Source organism: Enterococcus sp. ZQ21, from assembly GCF_030053755.1.
In the GTDB taxonomy this organism is placed as follows: Bacteria; Bacillota; Bacilli; order Lactobacillales; family Enterococcaceae; genus Enterococcus_B; species Enterococcus_B lactis.
In genome coordinates, this window is sequence record NZ_CP125658.1 from 2062171 (window position 1) to 2084272 (window position 22102).

The window sequence follows — 22102 nt, forward strand, 5'->3', positions numbered from 1 at the left end:
TATCCATTAAAAATCAAGTATATTTACTTCTTATACAAGAAAGCCTTGACAAAACATCCTATGAAATAAACAATAGAATAAACATGGTGATAACAAGATTTAAATAACAATATATACAAACAAAAGGCGGTACTCTGTGAGAATAACACACACTGAAATGACTTTCCACTCACAGTTTTTGTCTAACTATATACAAAAACAGAATAAAAGGAGGCTATTATGTTAATTGAAGCAAGAAAAAAAGAGTTGCTTGTTCTGCACAGGGTCATTCAAAAAAAATTGTTCTTTACAGGAATTAGCCAATGAATTGCATATTCCAAAACGAACAATCAAAGAGTTGATTCGGAAAGTAAATTTTTCGCTCAAGCAATTTTTATTGATGGAGGAATTTATTTATTCTAACCATAAAGGAGAGATCTACACCAAAGAAACCGATCAGCCTAAAAAGCTAGCTGTTTTTTATAAGTTAAGATTACGCTACCTACAAGAATCCAATCGTTTTAATTATTTAATGTTGCTGATCAATTATCCACAATCTGCTGTACCAAAAAAGTATTTACTTGAACAACTTTATATATCGCCCTCCTATCTCGAAAAGCTGACAAAACAGCTCAATCATTCATTAAATAAATTCCATTTAAGGATCGTATCTGTACAAAACTGCTGTGTTCTTGAAGGAAACGAATTATCTATCCGCCTTTATCTTTATTTTTTTCTTTCAGATACATTCGAAGGAGACGATTGGCCGTTTTCCTCTCTTGAATTAAATACACTAAAAAAGAAAAGTAAGGATGAGCACAGAGAAAAAAATCCAAAACAAGAAAAAAACATCTATTTATTACTTGCTTTATTCATATGTCGTAACAGACAACAGGCACGTTTTTCGAAAATTTCTCCTGAAATTACTGAATTAATGGATTTGTTGCAGCGTACACATGATTATTCAGAATGCTTTACTTCTTTTTCAGCGATTTATCCCTGTGAAGAGGTAGAAACGGAAAGAGCCTACTTCAATTATTTTTTCTATTGTTTTTTTCCAAATCAAATTTCATTCCAACAAAAACAGGTGATTGGTTTCTTATTTTCCACAAGCAAAAACCTTATTTGCCAACAAGTCGATCAATTGATGACTTACTTAACTCAACAGTTTCCTATCAATCATTTGGAAGACAAAAAACCGATCTATTTTTATTTTCTCGTACTAGCAGTTATTCTTTTGGAACTGTTAGGTGAATCTAGCAGTAGCTTTTCTACACTCTGCTTTCCAGAAACTACCTCCAATCAAACAGCTTCTTTTATACAGGAAAAAAAATTAAGAGAAAAAATCGACACAATTTTTTCAAACTCTAGAAAAAAAGTTCAATTAAGTCAATACCTTAGTCAATTGATCCAACACTTATTACAAACAGAAATGAAAGAACAGTTACTCATCCACTTGCAGATAACCAAACCATTCACAGGGAATTACCATCTGCAAAGTCATTTACAGAAACTATTTCGCAATGAAGCAATCAAGATTATCGAATGTCCTGAACATGCTGATTTGATTATTACAGATCAGCATGAGAAAATATCAGCTGAAACGGAAACTTTCTATCTAGATACAAACCACGATACAGTATTATTCGGTGAGTTGATAAAAGCGATTCAAGAACTGTATATGAAAAAAAGATATGAGAATAAAACAAAGAGCGTGGGACAAAAGTAAAGAACACTTTTGTCTCACGCTCTAAACACGTATAAACGGCGGAAGCAGAAGCAACTCCTTCGGAAATAAGCTGAAATTCACAAAAATTTGAAAAGCAATTTTCGTGAATTCCTTCTTATTTCTTGGAGTTAAACGCTTCTGTCCCAGCCTCTTTATGTTAATCTCTTCGGTTACCGCCAAACAATAAAATCAGACGCAGTAGTTGCAAGAATGTCGAAAGCGCCGCTGCAACGTAAGTTAATGCCGCTGCAAACAATACGTGTCTTGCCATCGGTACTTCTTCTTCCGTCAGCAGTCCGCCTTCACTCAAAATTTGGATTGCTCGACGAGATGCGTTGAATTCAACTGGTAATGTCACCAATTGGAAGAGTAACGCTAAAGAAAAAGCAAAAATCCCGATATTGATCAACGTAGAGTTCCAACTAAGCAATACACCTACCATAATCAATGGGAACGAAATCATCGAACCAAAGTTAGCTGCGGGAACAAGTGCCGCACGGATCTTCAATGGAACATACCCCGAAGCATCTTGCACCGCATGTCCGCATTCATGAGCTGCTACACCTATCGCAGCAACTGAAGTAGATTGCGCAGTCGCTTGAGACAGGCTCAGCATCTTATTACCTGAATTGTAGTTATCTGTGAGATCTCCGGCAATTTGTTGAACGCCAACATTATTTATTTGTTGGCTTTGCAATATATATTGTGCTGCTTGTGTACCAGTCACGTTGTTTTTGCTTCTCACTTGATCATATTTGCGGAAAGTACTATTGACATAAGCAGACGCAATTCCGGAAATGACTAATCCAAGAATGACCAAAAGAAATGTCGGATCTAAAAAACCATACATTCCATAACCATACATTGTCGTTTCACTCCTTTTTGTTTCCTTTATTTTATCATTAGTAGCAAGAAAAGAATGTGAAAAGACCTTGAATATTCTTTAATTCTTTTTCACAAATTCCGATTTCAGTTTCATCGGTCCAAATCCTTCTACTTTACAATCGATATTATGGTCGCCTTCTACTAAGCGGATGTTTTTGACTTTCGTTCCTTGTTTAATGGCACCTGATGCACCTTTTACTTTCAAATCTTTGATCACTGTCACGCTATCGCCTTCTGACAGACGGTTTCCATTTGCATCTAATACCACTAATCCGTCTTCTATGACAGTTTTTTGTTCTTCTTTGCTCCATTCGTTCCCGCATTCTGGGCAAATCAACAGACCTCGATCTTCATATGTGTACTCTGAGCCGCATTCTGGGCAATTTGGTAATGTCATCTTCTTTCTCCTTTAAAATCTTTAGTGAGCACTATTGTAACGGAAAAAGAAGATGTTGAAAAGATACATTTGTGATTTTTACCACAAAAGGAACGTTTTCGAATGAAGTTGTTACTTCGTTTCTCTACTCTTATACGATTGGCAAATGTCTTGAATCTCTTTATAGATTTCCTCTACTTCTGCTAAATCTTTTGCATTCGCACCACTTGCTAATGGGTGGCCTCCCCCATGATGGCGTTTCGCTAATTCATTGATGACTGGTCCCTTAGAACGTAAGCGTACGCGGTAATGTCCTGAAGGCTGCTGAACAAAAATACCCCAAGCTAGTACTTCGTCGATCACTCCAGGAAGAGAAACGATTGAAGCCGTCTCTGAATCATCGATTCCATATTTATCAAGAATTTCTTGCGGAAGGATTATTCTTCCTGCACCATTTTCATCCACCTGGATATTTTGATAAAGATAACCGGAAAGTTTAGCGACTTTCATCGGCATTTGCTCAATCTCTCTATTCAAAGCACTTGCATCAAATGGATAATTTCTCAATATCGATGCAATCTCTAATGTACGGGACGTCGTGGAGGGATACAAAAAGCGCCCTGTATCTCCGACGATTCCCGCATAAAGTAACCGTGCAGCTTCCACGTTCATCTTAAATAATTCAGGAAACATCAAAGCAAATTCTGCAATCATCTCACTACAACTGCTTGCTTTTGTATTTACCCACACAAGATCTCCATAAGGGTCATCATTGGGATGATGATCGATTTTGATCAGCTTTTCTGCTAACTGATATCTTTGATCACTGATTCTTGGTGAATTAGCTGTATCGGTCACGATGACTAGCGCTCCTTGATAGAAGGCATCTTCAACCTCTTGCATTTCTGCTAAAAAGCGAAGACCTTCAATCGTTTCACCTACTTGTCGTATTTCTTTTTCTGGGAAACTTTCCCGTAATAGTTCAGCTAATCCTACTTGTGATCCTAACGCATCAGGATCAGGGCGCAAATGCCTGTGGATAATGATTTTATCGTATTTTTTTATTGTATCTACTATTTCTTGCTGTACTGTCATTTCACTCCTGCTTTCTAAGAACGTTCCATTACTTGACAAACAACGATTGCTTTGGAAACGATGGTATTTTCAATAAATACTTCGATATCCAATTTAGCGGAACGTCTGCCGATTTCCAATACACGTGGACGAATGTCCAACTCGCTTTCCAATTGGATCAGCCGCAAATAATGTAGGTTCACTTGTTCAATCAAGATATTTCGTTTTTGGTTCATCACCATTGTTTTTTGTGCGACATCAGAAATGATTTCGCTAAGTACACCAAAAGAAATGGTTCCAACACCATTGACCATTTGTGGTGTCACTACAAATTTGAACTTAGGGTTTTCCAAACGGTTCCCTTCACGATCGGTATCAATCGTATGGATATTTCCAGATATCTGATCTGAAATCGTATCTGCAATCTGCGGTTGTCGCTGGACAAGCTGCATCGCTTTCATTACATCTTGCCGGGTAATCAAGCCTTCCAATGTCAAGTCATCGGAAACGACCGGCATGACTTCCAGCCCATCCCAGATCATTTGATGGCTAACAGAAGCAATACTCATTGTTTTCTTTACACTGATTGGTTCTTTCGTCATCACTCGATCAATGATCTGATTTGGTGATTTCCCTAAAACGTCTTTTGCCGTAACGATCCCCATCAAACGGTGATGGCGGTTAACGACTGGAAAACGTGAATGTTGCGTTTCTTCTGACAAACGTTGATAATCAGATATCGTATCCATCTGATGCAAATAATGTGTCTTTTCTGCCGGCATGTAGATATCGCTAACAAGCATAATATCTTTTTTGATCAATTGGTCACTTAATGCTCGGTTGATCATGGTAGCGACTGTAAATGTATCATAAGAAGTGCGCAAGATTGGCATTTCAAGTTCATCGGCTAGCTTTGCAATCTCAGCAGTCGTATTGAATCCGCCTGTGATCAATACTGCAGCGCCATCTTCCAATGCTAATTTTTGGACTTCCGCCCGATTGCCGACGATCATCAGTGAGCCTGGTGTAATATAGCGTTCCATGGCATGTTTAGTCATCGCACCAATGACGAATTTATTCAAGACCTTGTCTAATCCTGCCGAGCCACCTAAAACGTCCCCCTCAATGATCCTGACGACTTCGCCAAATGTCAAACGTTCAATATGTTTTTTTAATTTACGTTCGATACGAATCGTACCTACTCGTTGAATCGTTGAAACTAGTCCGACATTTTCCGCATCTTTGATTGCACGGTACGCTGTTCCTTCACTGACATTCAATTCTTTTGCGATGCTTCTTACAGAAATTCGATTGCCCACAGGTAAACTTTCAATATATTCTAAAATCAAATCATGTTTTGTCGCCATTTTCTGCCTACACTTCCAGCGTTTCCGAGACGCTCATTATTTTTCCTTCGCTATCTTCCAGTAATGCTACAAAAGATTCAGGATCTTGTTCAATAACAGGGAACGTATTGTAATGGATTGGAACGACTTTCTTGGCACGAATTGTTTGTGCAGCCCGAGCCGCATCCTCTGGTCCCATCGTATAGTTATCACCAATCGGCAAGAAAGCAACATCAATATCGAATTCCTCTGCAAGCAATCCTAAATCACTGAAATAAGCTGTATCTCCTGCATGATAAATCGTTTTGCCTTCTGCTTGGATAATGATTCCGCTAGGCTCACCCATATACTGAACGATACCATCTACTTCATAGCTTGAACTATGCTGTGCATGGACGAATTTTACTGTGCCGAATGGAAATGCATGTTTTCCGCCGATATTCATACCGAATGAATCTACTCCTCTGCTATTTGCATAATCAGCGATCTCAACAATACTGATAACCGTGGCTTGATTTTCTTTTGCAATAGGGATCATATCTCCTATATGGTCACTATGTCCATGAGTAATCAGCAACCAATCTGTCTTTACTTCTTCTGCAGTTAAATCTGACAATGGGTTTCCTGTAATAAACGGGTCAATCATCACACGTTGGCCATTTTCCATTTCAATCGTTAAACAAGAATGTCCATGATACGTAATTTTCATATTCTACACCTCACGTTTTCTCTGTATCTTTTTTATTAAAACCGATTTCATTACTTGCACATCAATGAAAAAATATAGTTACTAAATATATTTTCATTGGATTGATAGTACAGTATGCACAAAGTAATTGTAACAGATAATACAGGATGCACCAAGTACCAAGCAGATATAATCTCAAGTTTGAGCTCTCTGCTTGGCTCCTCTTCTCGTCACTTAACTAATTAAATCAGCGTAAATAGGATGGACGATTTTTTCTAAATCAGCTACTTTTATCTGGAGGCTTCTCCCGATTTCACCGCTCGACACAATCACTTCTTCTTTTTCTTTTAAAGAACTGTCTGCTAAAAAACAATAATCAGGATGTGCGAGTTTTATTCCAATAGGGGTATTCGCTCCGTGAGGATAGCCTGTATGTGCTAATACAAAATCCATTCCAGGAAAACCGACTTTACGATCTTTCGTCACTTGTCTCGTTTTTTTATAATCTAAATGATCATTCAAAGGAATCAATGCGATGATCACCCCGGTTTTGTTCCCTTTTACTACGAGAGTTTTACATATCAAAGCTGGATCAATCCCTCTTTTTTGTAGTTCTTCTGTGAAAGATCCTTCTACTATATGACTAAAATCAAGTGGTTGATAGCTGATTTTTTGTTCTTCTAAATAACGTTCGACTTTTGTTTGACTCATCATTGATCCACTCCCTTTATTCTATCGTTTATTATAGAACGAGGGATACTGTATTCAAAAATCATTTGTTTCCCTCAAAAAAAGAGCAAGACGAGCACTCTATAGAGAGCCATCTTACTCTTATTTATTTATTTCTTATTTCGACGTTGAGTAGCTTCCATAATGACTGGCAAGATCACAGGGCGTCGTTTTGTTTGTTCAAATAAGTAACGACCTAATTGATCACGAATGTCTTGCTTTAATTTGCTCCACTCAAAATCATTGCTTTCTAAATGTTTCTCAACGATCGTTTCGATCATGTTGCTACTTTCTTTCATCAGATCACGGCTAGCTTTTACGTAAACGAATCCTCGTGAAGTGATTTGAGGTTTTGAGATGATTTTCTTCTCTCTTCGGCTGATAGTGACAACCGCTACGAAAATCCCATCTTCTGATAAGATTTTCCGATCACGTAAAACAATGTTTCCGATATCGCCTATGCCTAAACCATCAATCATTACATTTTCTGCACTTGTAGTTCCTGCAGCACTCATACGTTTATTCTTATATTCCAGCACATCTCCGCGTCCAGTAATATAGATATTTTTGTAAGGCATCCCTACTGCATGAGCCAAATCTGCGTGAGCAGCTAATTCCCGATATTCCCCTTGAACTGGCACAAAATATGTCGGCTTCATCAAATTGATCATCAATTGCAAATCATTAGGATTGGCATGACCAGAAACACGCATATTCTCAGAAATCAATTTCACTGTTCCACCAGCTCGATAAATGATATCTTCCGTTTTCGCCACGATTGTTTCCATCGCGATGCTTGGCGTAGTAGTGATATAAACCAAATCGCCTTCTTCGATCTTGACATTACGGTGTGTGCCGTTTGCCATTTTTTGCAGAGACTTGATGGGTTCACCCATTCGGCCAGTTTCTAAAATGATCAGTTCTTCTGGATCATAGTTTTTCATGTCTTTCAATGTAACAAGTAAATCTTCACTTGGTAATTGAAGTTTTTCTAAACGCATCGCTGTTCGAATAATTCGTTCGAAATCTTGACCAGTCAAGACAACTTTTCGTTGTGCTTTTTCTGCTGCGTCCAATACTTGTTGCACTCGTTGCAAATTACTTGCTACACAGGCGACGATGATGCGTCCTTCCCAATATTTGATTGTATCAAATACTTCATCTGCTATCTGAGCTTCAGAAGCTACTGGTTGAGGATTCTCTGCATTTGCCGATTCACTCAGTAAAGCTAAGACTCCTTCTTTGCCGATTTCTGCCAATCGTGCATAATCTGTTTGATACATCGGGATAGCCGTTTGATCAAATTTAAAATCTCCCGTATAAACGATACTACCTTCTTTTGTTTTCAGATTGATCCCCACTGAATCTGGTATCGTGTGAGTGGTACGGAAAAAGCTCACTACTGTTTCACCAAAGTCGATTTCTGTATGCTCATCTACCACATGGAAATCCTTAAATCCTTTGGCTGCTTCGTTACGACTGACATTCAATTTTGCTAACTCGATCGTCAACTCCGTTCCAAATACTGGTACAGAAATTTTCGACAACAAGTAGGGAAGCGCCCCGATCGCATCTGCGTGCCCATGTGTTAAAAAGACACCAGCTACACGATCAATGTTTTCTTCTAAATACGTAAAATCTGGGATGACGACGTCGATCCCCAACAACTCATTTTCAGGATATTTTAGCCCACAATCTAATATGAAAATATCCTCGCCCACTTCTGCGACATACATGTTTTTTCCATTTTCGCGAACGCCGCCTAATGGGATAATTTTAATGGTACTCACAAATTTCACCTCTTCTTATGACATCCAAGTTTAAAGATGTCGATTTTCTTCTTTATCTAAATTTACGAGCCATTCCAATGAAGCACATGCAAAATCACTAGTTCTCAACTTATGGAGAATCAGCAGGAAAATTACCGGCACATCCGCGTTCTGACAGTTGGTTGGGCATTTTATTTTGGATATACTTCATTAACAAAATGGATCTTTTGCGAAACGCTATAGCCAGAATACTTATATGAGTATTCGGCTGTTCCCCATTATTATACAACAAATGAACTAAATCGCTAGTATCAGCAATTGTTAGAATCACTAAACAAATGAAAATTCCTCTGTAACATCTAGGATTTCTTTTGCTGTTTCTCTTTCATCTCTTCTTCGTCGGTTTGAAACATACTTTTTTCATTTTACCACATTTTTTGCAATAACTATAGTGACTTTTTATATATGCAGAACCTCGTGTTGATGATGTGCAAACAGCATAAGATTTAAGCTAGCTTTAAGATTGGTTGTCTATTATCAAATGCATCTACTAGGAGGGATGCAAGATATGAATTTTATGAAACGTGCATGGAAAAGTACAAAAGTAAAATGGGGACGTTCATTGTTTTTGTTTGCCGTGTTCACAGCCATTCTTATTTTTGTGCTAGCTGGCCTCACGATTCGAAGCGCTGCAGAAGAAGCAGCGAATCAAGCACAAAAAGAAGTTGGAGCAACAGTGACTTTAAGTGCCAATCGAGAAGCTTCATTTAAAAAACAGGAACAAACTTCTTCAAGCAATTCTACCGCTGAAGAACGTCCAGATCCGGGCAGTTTTTCTCTTACCCCAGTATCCTTAACGGACGCGGAAAAAATAGCTAAATTAGATAATGTAAAAAGCTATTCCTTTGAAAGTTCCGCCTCAGCTATGGCAAAAGAGGGAATAACTGCCATCACTAGTTCTGATTCAAGTGAAGACAGTTCAGAAACTACCGATGCAGGCGGTGGTCCTGCCGGAGGAATGGGCGGAAATCCGCAAATGACTCAAGCAGATTTCCAAATCAGCGGTGTGTCAGCAACTGCACAAAATAGTACTTTTTCTGATGGAACAGCAAAAATCACGGATGGTGAAGGAATAGATGACAGCGACAAAGGCACAAACAACGTAGTCATTGATTCTACGCTAGCAGAAGCAAATGACCTGACAGTCGGAGATACTTTCACAATCACGAGTACTGAAGATGAAGATACCACTTATGAAATGACGGTCAAAGGAATTTATGAATCTAGCGAAACAAGTAGCAGTATGGGTATGAAATTCAACTTCATGAATCCGTCGAATACACTTTACACCTCTTATACTTTTGCAAATGAATTAAATGGGACATCTGACGATAACACGATAGATTCTGCTATTTACACTCTATCTGATCCAGATGAAATGGATGAGTTTCTCGAAAAAGCAGAGAAGCTGATCGACACAGATACATTTAGCTTACAAACAAATGATTCCATGTATCAGTCAATGTTGGAACCTTTAAACAATGTGGCAAGTTTTTCTAAAAATGTTGTTTTACTAGTGGCTGTAGCCGGCATTATCATACTTACTCTTATTATTATGATTACCATCCGGGAGCGTCGGCATGAGTTAGGCGTCTTGTTATCTTTAGGAGAATCCAGAAGTAAAATCATTCTCCAATTGTTTACCGAAGTTGCTATTTGTATGATTCTTGCATTAGGAGTTGCTTCGATTAGCGGGAACGTCGTCGCGAATGCCGTGGGGCAGCAGCTACTTGACCAACAGACAGAAACCACGACACAAGACCAACAAGCTCCTGGCGGTGGACAAATGCCAGGTAACGAACAAGGCGGTCAGCGTGGTGGTCAGCAAGGAAACACGAATAATCCATTTGCTGTTTCTGATCAAGTCAGCGAATTGGAAATCAATGTCAAACCTACACAATTAGGACTACTAGCCGGAGTAGCATTTGGAATCAGCCTGCTTTCTGTCTTTTTAGCTTCTATAGGGATATTAAGGTTAAACCCAAGAAAAATCCTATTAAATTAAAGGAGGAATTTGATGTTACGGACAGAACAATTGGGATTTTGGTATCAAGATCCGCAAGATGCGCTTTATAAAGATGTAGAACTGAATTTCGAAGCTGGAAAAATGTACGCTATTTTAGGAGCAAGTGGTTCTGGAAAAACGACTTTTCTTTCGCTTATTTCCGAATTAGATACACCAAAAGAAGGAAAGGTATACTATCAGGATCGTTCACTGAACAAAATCGGGTTAAGAAGTTTTCGTCAAAATGATGTCTCGATTATTTTCCAAGCTTACAACTTGCTTCCTTATTTATCAGCTCTAGACAATGTCATAACAGCAATGGAGATTACTAAAACCAAACAAGAAAATTATCGTCAAGTTGCTTTAGATCGACTAGCTCGTGTAGGAATTGATGAAGTATTAGCAAAAAAACAGGTGACCAAACTTTCAGGAGGTCAGCAACAGCGAGTCGCTATCGTTCGTGCTATCTGTTGCGAACATCAACTGATTGTAGCTGATGAACCTACTGGGAATCTGGATGAGACCGCATCACAAGATATCGTTAAACTTTTCCAAGAAATCGCCCATGAACAAAATCGCTGTATTATCATCGTGACCCATGAGGTCGAAGTAGCAAAAAGCTGCGATGAAGTCTTTGAACTAAAAAATAAAGAATTTCAAAAAATAGAAGTTTAAAAAACAGGATAACGTTCAAACAAAAAATCCGAACCATATCTATATGAAGCAGATACGGTTCGGATTTCTATTTGCTTGATTCATTTAGTAATGAACGTTGTTTATTTGTTTTCATCTTTTCGAGAGAATTTGTCTTTGATTTCATCGCCCAAATCACGAGCTTTTTCTTTGATATCAGAACCTAGTGATTGTGCTTTTCCTTCTGTTTCTTTGCTCTTGTCGTCTGTTGCTTTGCCGTATGCTTCTTTTCCTTTACCGACTACTTTGTCTTTCATGTCTTTAGAACGTCCTTTTAAATCTGCCATTGTGTTTCCTCCTCTTAATTTGTTTATTGATCTACTTTCAGGGTAACATCAACAACAGATACAGACAAACAGAACGCTCGTTTTCTAAAAAAGGATGCGTCAGATAGTGAATCAAAAACTTTTTTCGAAAGTTCCCCATACTTTGACTTCTTTTTCTTGGATCATTATTTCTCCTTTAGCAATAACTGTATCGATATCAAGCGTTTCTTTGTCCAAGATACACAAGTCTGCATCTGCGCCAATTTCAATTTTTCCTTTTTTATCCAATTTCAATATACGTGCTGGGTTACTGGTTATAGCTCGCAAGGCGATTTCCAGAGGAATATTTTCCTTTTGCACAGCTTCTTTGATCCCTACTAGCAATGCCTTAGCACTTCCTACTCCTAGCCCTAGGAAATGATTGTTTTCATCAAAATAAGGCAAGCTTCCTTGTCCATCTGAGGTCATCGTGAAATTATCTAAAGAAACATCTTCCTCAATCAATCGTTTCAGTGCTTTACTGAAGCGCACTTCCCCATCTGTCTTCTCCCAAAAATCAGGATCTTCGCTAGCGGTGAAGTCAATCGTGCCGCCACGTTTAGCAAATGCCACGCAAGCTTCAAATAATTCTGGTGTACGATTCGCATGAGTAGGCAAAAACTGTGTGATCGGAATTTCTGTTTCTTCTACAATTCGTGTCAATAACTCTAGCTTTCTTTTTCCTCCGCCTAAGTGGACATTGATGATCCCAGCTTTTCCCGACAACATGCCTCCTACACGAGCGTCTGCTGCTGCACGGGCGAACTCTTCAAAACTTGGCTGAGAAGAACGGTGATCGGATACTGCGATTTCTCCGATTCCGATGATTTTATCGATTGTTAAAAAGTCTTTGATGATCGAATCTGTTACTGTTTTTACCGGCAATCGGTACGAACCCTCGTACACATAAGTAGAGATTCCTTCTGCTTCAAGTCCTTTCGCTTTGCTGATCAAAGCAGTCATATCACGACCTTCTCCGTCTGTTCCCAAGCAACCGACAACTGTCGTTACACCAGCTGTAGTCAATTGACTTAATGTAACTTCTGGTGTTCGGTTTTGATAACCGCCTTCTCCTCCTCCGCCTAAAATATGGAAATGACAGTCAATGAAACCTGGAGTCAGTACTTTCCCCTCACCTGAAAGTTCTTCTACTTCTACTCCTTCGTAGCCGCCTTCTAGCTGTTCTTCTACAGCCAAAATCTTCCCACCGGCAATCAATACGTCCATTTTTCCTAAGTAATCTGGTGCAAACACTTCAATTTGTCGGATGATCTTCATACATTTTTCCTCTTTCTTTAAGTATAGCTGATGATAGGATCTTAAAAAATAATCCAAACGATAGAATCTTTACTCCTTTGATTTTACCGTAAAATAACGGTTCTTGGAGTCATTTGTCTACTGTTTGGATTACTTTTTTATTTACTTATGTCTCCAGTACTACTGCAGACCGATCGCAATAGCAATCATGATGAAAATAGTTCCCAAAACAAACAGGAATCCTTGCATCTTGATTTGGAACCTTGCCCATTTTGCCCATTCGATTCGTGCAACACCTAACACACCAATCAAGCTAGCTGATACGGGCGTAAAAGCATCCATGAAACCAGAACCAAGCTGATAAGCAAGAACTGCTACTTGTCTAGATACACCGACTAAATCTGCCAATGGAGCCATAATCGGCATGGTCAAAGCTGCTTGTCCTGAATTTGATGTAACAACTAAGTTGAACAAACTTTGGAAGATGTACATCGCCCAAGCGCCAATGACAGCTGGCACACCGGTCAATGCCGTCCCGATTCCATGCAAAATCGTATTCAAAGCTGAAGGAACAGACGCATCGGATCCACCTAAGACGAGAAGGATTCCTTTGGCCATCCCTACTACGATTGCTGTACCAGCTAAATCAGCTGCACCAGATTGGAAAGAAGAAGCGATGTCATTGACTTTCATTCCATCTAGTTTGAAAAGAACAGCAATGATTCCGGCAACTAATCCCATCACAAAGAATTGAGAAGCGATTTCGGGGATGTAATAGCCTTTTTGAGTCACGCCCCAAACGATCCAAACAAGAACAGCTAACATCTCTACTAAAATCAGTTTATGGCCAAGCATGAATTTTTTATTTTCATCAGATGTCTTTTTGATATGAGAACGAAAATAATCATCTGATTTGTAAGTCAACGAACTTTCCGGTTTTTTACGGATTTTTTCTGCATATATCATCATATATCCAGCTGCTAAGGCAGTAACAACTACCCACATAATCAATCGGAATGTCGCACCAGACAACACTGGGATTCCAGCAATCCCTTGAGCCACAGCTACGCTAAACGGACTCATCCAAGAGGTCGCATTTCCGACTTGAGATGCGACATAAGTCACGGTTACTGCTACGATCGAGTCATATCCTAAGGCAATGACGAATGGAACCATCACCATTGAGAATGGAATTACCTCTTCTGCCATCCCAAATGTAGCGCCCCCGAATGAAAAAGCAAAGAATAATAGCGGTAAAGCTAAACGCTCCAGTCCCTTCGTTTTACTGATAAACGCATAGATTCCTGCATCAATCGCTCCGGTACGCATAATAATACCAAAAGCACCTCCGACAACAAGGATCAATGCAGCAATTCCTACAGCAGATCCATATTTATCTCCAGATACTAGACCTTCAAAAACAAAATTTAAGAAGCCAAAGCCACCAAAATCGTCTGTTCCCCATATTTTGGCTGTTTTATGCAATTTTTTAGAAGTATCATAGATATTTTCGCCATACTCATCATAAAGAACATCATCTGTTAAGGAAATTTCATCTAGTTTTTCTTGCGTAAGATTTTTTTCTCCGTCAGCAATGACTTTTTCCAATCCTTTTTCAGGAACATCCAATTTTTCACGTTCTGCTGGATGGTCTTGCAGTTCTTCTAATTGATCAAATACATACGATTTATCCAGCTCGTAAGCATAACGGAAGGAATCTTGGCGTAAAACAGTACGAGTACTTGTTTCGCCATTCGCATCTTTATATTCAATGTCTTGCGTGCTGAACTTTCCTGCTGGTACGACAAAAGTCAGTATCCATGCAAAGATGACTACACCAAAAATAATGACATACGTATGCGGTGTCGATAATTTAGTGAAGTCACGTTTCGGTTTTCCTGAAGAATTTGTTTTCTTCAAATTTATTTCTTCCTTTCTTTTCTCAGTAATTTTGATGAATAAAAAATGGATAATCAAATGAATTATACAGTAAAAATGTCAATTCCACATGAATAATTTATTAGAAAATCACTTTTTTCTATTTTGCTTTTTTTCTCATATGTATGACTATTTTTTTCTTTTTCCATTTATATTAAGTATTTTATTTCTCTGTTTTTCCTTAAAATTCTTTTTTTATTTTTAGATTAGCGGAAATCCCGTCCTGATTTTTTCATTTTATAATCGTGAATAAATTGTATTTCATTGCAAAAAAACAAAAAATAATAATAAATATCCATCTCATATCTTTCATTTTTTGTATATTTTCTTTCTATTAGAAAAAGGAATATTCTTCGACAATTTTGTTATATCAGGTAAACTTCATTGCAATAATGATAACAAATGTACTATAATTACGTTGTAAAGAGTTTTGGGGAAGACTCTTTCATCAACGTGTATTAAGAGACAAGAAAGAATCCATTCGGATTCTTTCTTGCCTCTTTTTCCGCTATTTTTTTATCTATCTAGTATTACATATTTTTGTAGCTCTTTTTTTCTCATTGTGAAACAACTTATAAAAATAACGCACTTTCGAAAAAAAAGGCTGACCTCTGGAGCTAAACAAACTTAAAATAACAAAAAAATAAAAAATGATCATTACTGCTCTTCTTTAAAAATCGTTTTCTTCGTTTCAAACACTCCATATTTACGTGGAACACCATTTTTTTAAAGAAAATTTGGTCATTATGTGGAAAACTATTTTCCTCTTGTTTCCTGAACTAGCTGTTTTGCTGTAAAATACAAAACTTGTTGAAGCAAAAAGATCGTTGCAAGAGAGGCTGTTCCACAGATTGCTGGATCTAAATTCGGCAAAGTCAAGACTGCATCATGCAGATTGGCATGGTTATCCAAAACTAAATCAGCAAATTCAAATAATCTCAAACCACTGCTATGCTGGGACTTGATGCTTCGTGACAAATCAAACCCAGTAACAATGATCAAAGGATGTCCATTTTCTTTGATCCATTGAGCCAACTCAATGATTGCTGGATTTCTTCCTTCATTCGAAAGAAGAAGAAAAATGTCTTCTGGTTTGACAGAAAGCTCATCAATAATCGCTTGTCCTGCCCCTTCTAGCGTTTCATAGACACCTCCGGCTGGGTTCTCAATCAATATACTTGGCACAAGGTCCGGTGTTTGATCCCAAAATTCAAATGCTACACCACTTAGTGTGCGGCTAGCATATATCTGCAATCTGCCGCCTTGATTGATTTGTTTCGCAATCCAAGTTCCTGCTTGAACCATCAACGGCTCTTCTATCCTTAATTTCTCTTCCAATTGGTAATAATAGTCAAAATAACATAAACTCATTTTTCTCTCCCGCCTAGCTATACTTGACATGAATAGAAACAGCTGCCTAATCTAAGGAACTACATAAAAAACAGAAGATAAACAGTAACACATGCGGTCTTTGCTGTTTCAAACGCAAAAAAGGTATTGAACGAATACGCCCAATACCTTGACATAGCAAATAAAACAACGTGCAGACCATAGAAAATCTCTACATAGGGGTAGAATTTTCCCCTTAGATTAGGTACAATAAATAAGGTCGATGCACTGCATTGACTATGGCAAAATGATCGGTCAGGGTGTATGAGTGTGACTGGTCATTCCCTGATTCTTAGCGCCAACTAAGGGTCAGGGAGCCTTTTTTTATTCAGCTGTTTCTATCTGAACTCATTGTAAGTAATCTCTTATTCAAGTGCAAGTACGAAAATACAAAAAAACATTGGTATGATTTTTTTACAAATAAATAACATAAAAAAAAGGAATGACTTGTCCCTATGTAGCAAGCATTCCTTTTTGAAAAGATTCTTTTAAATAAGTAAAAAAAGTTTTTTTTCACCAATTAAATAAATCTCTCAACTCAATAATTTATCCATTCTTTTATCTTTTTTTGCGTATACATACTAAATATTACCGTCTTCTTCTCGCTCTTCTGCTTTGTTCTGGAGAATCTGTACTAGAAAAAGTAGCGGCATGTCTACCTTTTTTTCCGATCCGAGACTTTCTTTTCCTATAAGGAATATAAATGATCAGATACAATACAGCAAAAAATAAGGCAAATATGCAAGCTTCCCAACTACCTAACGCCAATTCAATCATCAAGCTAGCAACTGCAACAGACGCTGCATACCAGATAAAAATCAGGAATCTTTCTTTTTTTCTGACCATTTTGAACATGATAAATAGACTAATGAGCAATAGCGGTAACACAAATACCCAGTTACTTCCTTCCATCAGCCACTTGAGTATATCAAGTAGCGACTGCGCAACAGCGACTAATTTTCCCATAGTGGACACACACCTTTTTTATAATTAAAAAAATTCGCCTTTTTATTCTACTATGAATCTTCTGGATTGGCTTTCATTTCTCTTATGTAATCATTTTCTTTTATGTAACTTAAAAAAAAATTAAACCATTAGCAGAAAATTTCCTAAATATATTCACGAAAGTCTTTTTTTATCTTTCATTTTTCCTCGTCTTCATTCACTTAACGTCAAAAAATAAAAACGACAGTTGCGCAAATGACGCACAAGCTGCCGCTTTAACACCCATTTGATTTTTATTCTCAGCAGGTCACTTATTTCCAGTTAATTTTCTGTTCTTAGCTCTTTGCCCAACTGGATAATATATGCGCTTAACGATGCACCGATTTCCGGATGATGAAGTCCATATTCAATATTTGTCTTCATATATCCTAGCTTATCGCCTACATCATATCTTTTTCCTTTAAATTCTCTCGCATAGACCGCTTCTGTTTGGTTAAGGGTCTGGAGCGCATCCGTTAGTTGTATCTCGTTCCCTGCTCCTGGTTCTTGAGTTGCTAATATCTCAAATATTTTGGGAGTCAGCAGATAACGTCCGATAATGGCTAAATTGCTTGGTGCTTTTCCAAGTTCAGGTTTTTCTACAAAACCATTTACTCTGCAACGTCCCTTTTCGTTATCCGTTTTAGGATTAATAATTCCATATTTAGAGGTTTCATTTTCTGGTACACGCATGACGGCAACAGCAGAAGATTGTGTTTCTTCATAATCCATCATCAATTGTTGAGTCAGTGGGATATCATCTTTCATCAAATCATCCCCGAGCATGACAACAAATGGTTCATTCCCTATGAATGCTTTTGCTTGAAGAACGGCATCCCCCAGTCCTCTTGGATGAGATTGACGGATGAAGTGAAGATTGACATGAGTCGTTTCTTCAACTAAAGCGAGTAGTTCTGTTTTTTCCTTTTCTCGCAAATTGTTTTCCAATTCGATATTTGCATCAAAATGATCTTCGATGGGTCTCTTTTCTTTTCCCGTTACGATCAAGATATCTTCAATTCCCGAATTCAATGCTTCCTCCACAATAAATTGGATCGTTGGCTTATCCACGATTGGAAGCATTTCTTTTGCCATGGCTTTTGTTGCCGGCAAAAAACGTGTTCCTAGCCCAGCGGCAGGAATAACTGCTTTTTTGACCTTCACTTGCTGTTCCTCCTAAACGACGATTACCTGTTAATCATCTATTTAACGAAGAGAAAATTCATTCTCCATTTTTCCGTCACGTAGCATGATTTCTTTTGCGGCTTTTTTAATATCTTCTCCATTATACAAAACATTATAGATGGTTTGAGTAATTGGCATCTCAACACCTAGCTGTTGTGCTAGCTCGACTGCTGCTTTTGTCGTTGCCACACCTTCAACGACCATTCCCATGTTTTCCAAAACTTCTTCCAGTTTATGCCCTTGTCCTAGTAAGTTACCGGCACGCCAATTACGGGAATGAACACTTGTACAAGTAACAATCAAATCCCCAACGCCGCTCAAACCGATAAACGTCAGCGGATTGGCACCCATTGCTACACCAAGACGACTAATTTCTGCTAATCCGCGAGTCATGATGGCCGCTTTTGCATCGTCTCCGAACCCTAGCCCATGGATAGCACCGGCACCAATAGCAATGATATTTTTTAATGCTGCGCCAGTTTCTACACCAATCACATCATTATTTGTATAAATCCTGAAATAATCATTCATGAATAATTCTTGTACATAAGCAGCTGCTTTTTGATCGATACTTGCAGCTGTAATCGTTGTAATATCATGAACTGCTACTTCTTCCGCATGACTAGGGCCAGATAATACGACGATTGCCTGTCGTTTTTCTTCTGGAATCTCTTCAGCCAAAACTTCTGAGATCCGTTTATGCGTATCTTGTTCTAGGCCTTTACTTGCATGGATAATGACGGGCTTAGTATTCATTTTACCAATAAGTTCCTGGGCGACTGAACGGATTGCTTTTGTCGGAACGACAAACAAAATAGCATCTGCGTCATCCACTGCTTCTGCCAATTCTTTATATCCGATAATCGATTCTGGGATCGTCAAATCGGGTAAAAAATGTTGATTTGTATGATACGTATTGATTTCGTCAATCTGTTCAGGTACATTTCCCCAAATCCGGACATCATGCCCGTTTTCTGCCAATGTCTGTGCTAAAGCAGTGCCCCATGATCCAGGACCAAGAACTGCGATTTTTTGTTTCATGGATATTCCTCCAAATAAATAATTGATAATTTCCATTATAGTATACATTTCTTAAAGTTTGGACTAATTTCCATTGTTTTTAAGTGTTTGTTTAATTCTTTTATCGACTTTCACTTGAAATAATCTATTAAATGTTGCAATAGCGTACATTTTAATTTTTTTCTTTTTACACTTGTTATACTTTATTTGTCACTAAGAGAAAGGAGGTTTGACTATGTTTCCATTACCATTACCATTGGGAGGCTGGGAAGTTTCTCCTAACAACCCTTAATTGAAGCTACATACAAGAAGAGGCTGGGACAGAAGCGTTTAACTCCAAGAAGTAAGAAGGAATTCACGAAAATTGCTTTTCAAATTTTTGTGAATTTCAGCTTATTTCCGAAGGAGTTGCTTCTGCTTCCGCCGGTTATACGTGTTTAGAGCGTGAGACAAAAGTGTTCTTTACTTTTGTCCCACGCTCTTTGCTTAAATCAATACATGGTAGAAATTTTGATAAAAGTCGTATCCTCCTTATTCCGAGTAAATGATGTGACACGCAGTTATACATCAGGCTTATTATCTCTTGATACACAGTGTTCAATCAGCTCACCCTCAATATTAGATTAAAAAACGGCAAAATATGAAAAACTATTTTGCCGTTTTGTTTCTGTAATACTTAGGTCAAAGTATTGATTTCACAACCGCTTGATAAACGGTGTTACAGAAGTAGCTTCTATCACGACCTCATCATCAACTTATTTTTTGCCATAAAGAGAAGGCCGTATCTGGTGCCCAATGTGCGGCTGCAATATGCGCTTGCAAGCAACGATATTGAATACCATTATATGTGACTATGTCTCCTGCTTGATAAAAAGTACCGACTGTCCAAGAATTTCCTTGGCCGTTCTCGTCTAGGGTTCTTGCTGTGACAGACTGGCTTAGTAAAGAAACACCTGTCCGATTGACTGCACGAACTTGATAGCGATACGCAGTAGAAGCTGTTCAATTTTGATCTTCAAATACAGCGGTTTGTGAGGTAGCGATCTTCTTGCCATCTCTGTATATTTCATAATAAAGTACTTCTTCCAATAAGCTATTTTCTTGCCATACCAAACGAACTGTTGATTGTGTCACATGGTTGATGCTCAACCCGTTTGGAATAGAAGGTGCTGGTAAAGCTGTTGCTTCTTGCGTACGGATATTCAATCTATCGGAACGTGCAGAAATATTTCCTGATGGATCGACCGCTTCAATCGTATAAGAATAAGTCGTTTCTGGTTGTAAACCTGTATGTATATAATTCGTAGTTTTGCTTGTTCCTACTAATCGATTGTTTTCATAAATATTATAATGTGACACACGAACGTTATCCGTTGACGCAGTCCAAGACAATGTGACTGTCGTACTTGTTGCTGTTCCTCGAAAATTGGTCGGTTTAGAAGGTTTCTCTGTATCTGGTTCTTGTTCCGTAAACAGATTTTGATAAGCTTTCGCAAATGATTCATTATAAGAAATGCCAGCTGAGTTTACCCCTTCGTCCCAGTTCACGCTCCAAGTCATCAAACCTTTTAAAGGTGTACGTTCTTTTTCCATTTGTTCGAATACTTGATAAACAACGGATGGATCTTGCACATAACCGTTGGCTGCCGCATCGTTATTTGCTGGAATCCCCAAAGCCAGACGATCTGCTGGTATCCGAATGTATCCACTCTCTCCGTTATGCAAGGCTTTTGACATACCATATAAGAAATCATATTTTCGACTGTCATTGTTCTGAGCAATCCATTCGTCTCCCACGCTTAATCCGTCGCCCGCCTGATTATATAGTTGTGGTGCAATAAAATCATACTCATTTTCTAATGCAGTGATATAAGGTACATAGCCTCCCGCTGTTCTCAAATAAGGGAATTCAGGTGCCATAGAAATAATAAAGTGTTTTCCTTGCTTTTTATAATGATCTCGTACGATTTTCAACGCTTCTGGGATCACTTGCTGGTTATCTCCTGCCGTAATGGCGCTTTGTTCTAAATCAATGTCTAAACCATCAAAACCATAAGTTTCTACCAACCGAATCACTTCATCTGCAAATGCTTGTTCTTGTCCTCTGTGCAATTCGATATGGGAATCAGCTCCGCCTAAAGAAATGATAACTGATCGTCCTTCTTCATTCAGGGCAGCCACTTTGCTTCTGAATTCTTCATCACTCATATTAAATGGCTTAAATGTAGGGATTCCTTCGCCTTTCATAAAAGATACTGCGATGACATTGTAAAACGGATTGATCTTTCCTAAGTCTGTCTCTGCTGGTTTCCCACCTCTATATCCCGCACCTTGCTCTGGTACCCAGTTATGATAATATCCAACAGCAATTTGCTTTTCTGAGATATCCGGCATCAATGCCGCGGAATCTTGTGCAGCATGTATAGTTTGTCCACCTCCAGCGAAACAGCCGATTGCTGCCAATGACAGCCAAAAAATTTTTTTCATTCATCATACCTCCTAGTATTTGGTAAATATATTTTATTTTAACAACATCTGTTTTTCATTTTTTGTATGTTATTACAACATAAATAAAAATTGCTTTTAAAGCATGAGCACTTTTTATCAAAAATAGTACATAATTGACATTTTCGTCCTTAGATAACAGCCTTGTGTTATCTTATATTCATAAAAAACGTATGGAGGTAACTT

16 protein-coding genes and 2 pseudogenes are annotated in these 22102 nt (G+C 38.2%); 3 read left to right on the forward strand and 15 right to left on the reverse strand.

The window, feature by feature from the left end:
* Positions 1–219 precede the first annotated feature (219 nt).
* Positions 220–1708, forward strand: a pseudogene (locus QK255_RS10040) (helix-turn-helix domain-containing protein).
* Between the two features lie 157 nt (positions 1709–1865).
* Here QK255_RS10040 and QK255_RS10045 read toward each other — a convergent pair.
* From QK255_RS10045 to QK255_RS10075, 7 genes are all read right to left on the reverse strand, one after another.
* Positions 1866–2573: a zinc metallopeptidase gene (locus tag QK255_RS10045; RefSeq protein WP_002287139.1), complete on the reverse strand. Its 708-nt coding sequence runs from the start codon at positions 2571–2573 to the stop codon at positions 1866–1868.
* Between the two features lie 78 nt (positions 2574–2651).
* The gene (locus QK255_RS10050; RefSeq protein WP_002291014.1) at positions 2652–2990 is read right to left on the reverse strand and encodes a zinc ribbon domain-containing protein YjdM; all 339 of its coding nucleotides are present in this window, start codon (positions 2988–2990) and stop codon (positions 2652–2654) included.
* Positions 2991–3101: 111 nt separating this feature from the next.
* Complete coding sequence (locus tag QK255_RS10055) at positions 3102–4064, reverse strand: DHH family phosphoesterase (protein ID WP_002291016.1); 963 nt, start codon at positions 4062–4064, stop codon at positions 3102–3104.
* Between the two features lie 14 nt (positions 4065–4078).
* Positions 4079–5410: a DRTGG domain-containing protein gene (locus tag QK255_RS10060; RefSeq protein ID WP_002291018.1), complete on the reverse strand. Its 1332-nt coding sequence runs from the start codon at positions 5408–5410 to the stop codon at positions 4079–4081.
* A gap of 7 nt (positions 5411–5417) precedes the next feature.
* Positions 5418–6098, reverse strand: a complete 681-nt coding sequence (locus tag QK255_RS10065) for a metal-dependent hydrolase (protein WP_002291020.1) — start codon at positions 6096–6098, stop codon at positions 5418–5420.
* A 213-nt stretch (positions 6099–6311) separates the two neighbouring features.
* Complete coding sequence (locus QK255_RS10070; protein ID WP_002291021.1) at positions 6312–6791, reverse strand: YbaK/EbsC family protein; 480 nt, start codon at positions 6789–6791, stop codon at positions 6312–6314.
* A 125-nt stretch (positions 6792–6916) separates the two neighbouring features.
* Positions 6917–8596 (reverse strand): ribonuclease J, encoded by a 1680-nt coding sequence (locus tag QK255_RS10075; protein WP_002291023.1) that lies wholly within the window; start codon positions 8594–8596, stop codon positions 6917–6919.
* A gap of 547 nt (positions 8597–9143) precedes the next feature.
* Here QK255_RS10075 and QK255_RS10080 point away from each other — a divergent pair.
* Positions 9144–10640, forward strand: coding sequence for an ABC transporter permease (locus QK255_RS10080; RefSeq protein ID WP_002291025.1), 1497 nt, complete (start codon positions 9144–9146; stop codon positions 10638–10640).
* A gap of 12 nt (positions 10641–10652) precedes the next feature.
* Positions 10653–11315, forward strand: coding sequence for an ABC transporter ATP-binding protein (locus QK255_RS10085; RefSeq protein WP_283341541.1), 663 nt, complete (start codon positions 10653–10655; stop codon positions 11313–11315).
* A gap of 101 nt (positions 11316–11416) precedes the next feature.
* On the opposite strand, the gene QK255_RS10090 is transcribed toward QK255_RS10085, so the two are convergent.
* The 8 genes and pseudogenes from QK255_RS10090 to QK255_RS10125 all read right to left on the reverse strand — a co-directional run bounded on the left by QK255_RS10090 (position 11417) and on the right by QK255_RS10125 (position 21898).
* The gene (locus QK255_RS10090; RefSeq protein WP_002291027.1) at positions 11417–11620 is read right to left on the reverse strand and encodes a CsbD family protein; all 204 of its coding nucleotides are present in this window, start codon (positions 11618–11620) and stop codon (positions 11417–11419) included.
* A gap of 111 nt (positions 11621–11731) precedes the next feature.
* Positions 11732–12916: a beta-aspartyl-peptidase gene (gene iadA / locus QK255_RS10095; protein WP_002310168.1), complete on the reverse strand. Its 1185-nt coding sequence runs from the start codon at positions 12914–12916 to the stop codon at positions 11732–11734.
* A gap of 159 nt (positions 12917–13075) precedes the next feature.
* The gene (gene yfcC, locus QK255_RS10100) at positions 13076–14815 is read right to left on the reverse strand and encodes a putative basic amino acid antiporter YfcC (protein ID WP_002291032.1); all 1740 of its coding nucleotides are present in this window, start codon (positions 14813–14815) and stop codon (positions 13076–13078) included.
* Between the two features lie 774 nt (positions 14816–15589).
* Complete coding sequence (locus QK255_RS10105) at positions 15590–16204, reverse strand: SIS domain-containing protein (RefSeq protein WP_002291034.1); 615 nt, start codon at positions 16202–16204, stop codon at positions 15590–15592.
* Positions 16205–16810: 606 nt separating this feature from the next.
* A complete protein-coding gene (locus QK255_RS10110; RefSeq protein ID WP_002291036.1) occupies positions 16811–17188 on the reverse strand; it encodes a hypothetical protein in 378 nt (125 codons plus the stop codon).
* 300 nt (positions 17189–17488) lie between these two features.
* Entirely contained in the window at positions 17489–18370 is an 882-nt protein-coding gene (gene galU / locus QK255_RS10115; RefSeq protein WP_002291038.1) for a UTP--glucose-1-phosphate uridylyltransferase GalU, read from the reverse strand.
* Between the two features lie 42 nt (positions 18371–18412).
* On the reverse strand, positions 18413–19432 hold the full coding sequence (locus QK255_RS10120; RefSeq protein WP_002291040.1) for an NAD(P)H-dependent glycerol-3-phosphate dehydrogenase: 1020 nt from the start codon (positions 19430–19432) through the stop codon (positions 18413–18415).
* 729 nt (positions 19433–20161) lie between these two features.
* A pseudogene (locus QK255_RS10125) lies at positions 20162–21898 on the reverse strand (fibronectin type III domain-containing protein).
* Between the last annotated feature and the right edge of the window lie 204 nt (positions 21899–22102).

Coding starts and splice junctions, on each gene's coding strand:
- QK255_RS10055 (WP_002291016.1), bottom strand. CDS start 4,064: ATGACAGTACAGCAAGAAATAGTAGATACAATAAAAAAATACGATAAA.
- QK255_RS10060 (WP_002291018.1), bottom strand. CDS start 5,410: ATGGCGACAAAACATGATTTGATTTTAGAATATATTGAAAGTTTACCT.
- QK255_RS10110 (WP_002291036.1), bottom strand. CDS start 17,188: ATGGGAAAATTAGTCGCTGTTGCGCAGTCGCTACTTGATATACTCAAG.
- QK255_RS10050 (WP_002291014.1), bottom strand. CDS start 2,990: ATGACATTACCAAATTGCCCAGAATGCGGCTCAGAGTACACATATGAA.
- QK255_RS10105 (WP_002291034.1), bottom strand. CDS start 16,204: ATGAGTTTATGTTATTTTGACTATTATTACCAATTGGAAGAGAAATTA.
- QK255_RS10085 (WP_283341541.1), top strand. CDS start 10,653: ATGTTACGGACAGAACAATTGGGATTTTGGTATCAAGATCCGCAAGAT.
- QK255_RS10090 (WP_002291027.1), bottom strand. CDS start 11,620: ATGGCAGATTTAAAAGGACGTTCTAAAGACATGAAAGACAAAGTAGTC.
- QK255_RS10065 (WP_002291020.1), bottom strand. CDS start 6,098: ATGAAAATTACGTATCATGGACATTCTTGTTTAACGATTGAAATGGAA.
- QK255_RS10080 (WP_002291025.1), top strand. CDS start 9,144: ATGAATTTTATGAAACGTGCATGGAAAAGTACAAAAGTAAAATGGGGA.
- QK255_RS10045 (WP_002287139.1), bottom strand. CDS start 2,573: ATGTATGGTTATGGAATGTATGGTTTTTTAGATCCGACATTTCTTTTG.
- QK255_RS10070 (WP_002291021.1), bottom strand. CDS start 6,791: ATGATGAGTCAAACAAAAGTCGAACGTTATTTAGAAGAACAAAAAATC.
- QK255_RS10120 (WP_002291040.1), bottom strand. CDS start 19,432: ATGAAACAAAAAATCGCAGTTCTTGGTCCTGGATCATGGGGCACTGCT.
- iadA (WP_002310168.1), bottom strand. CDS start 12,916: ATGAAGATCATCCGACAAATTGAAGTGTTTGCACCAGATTACTTAGGA.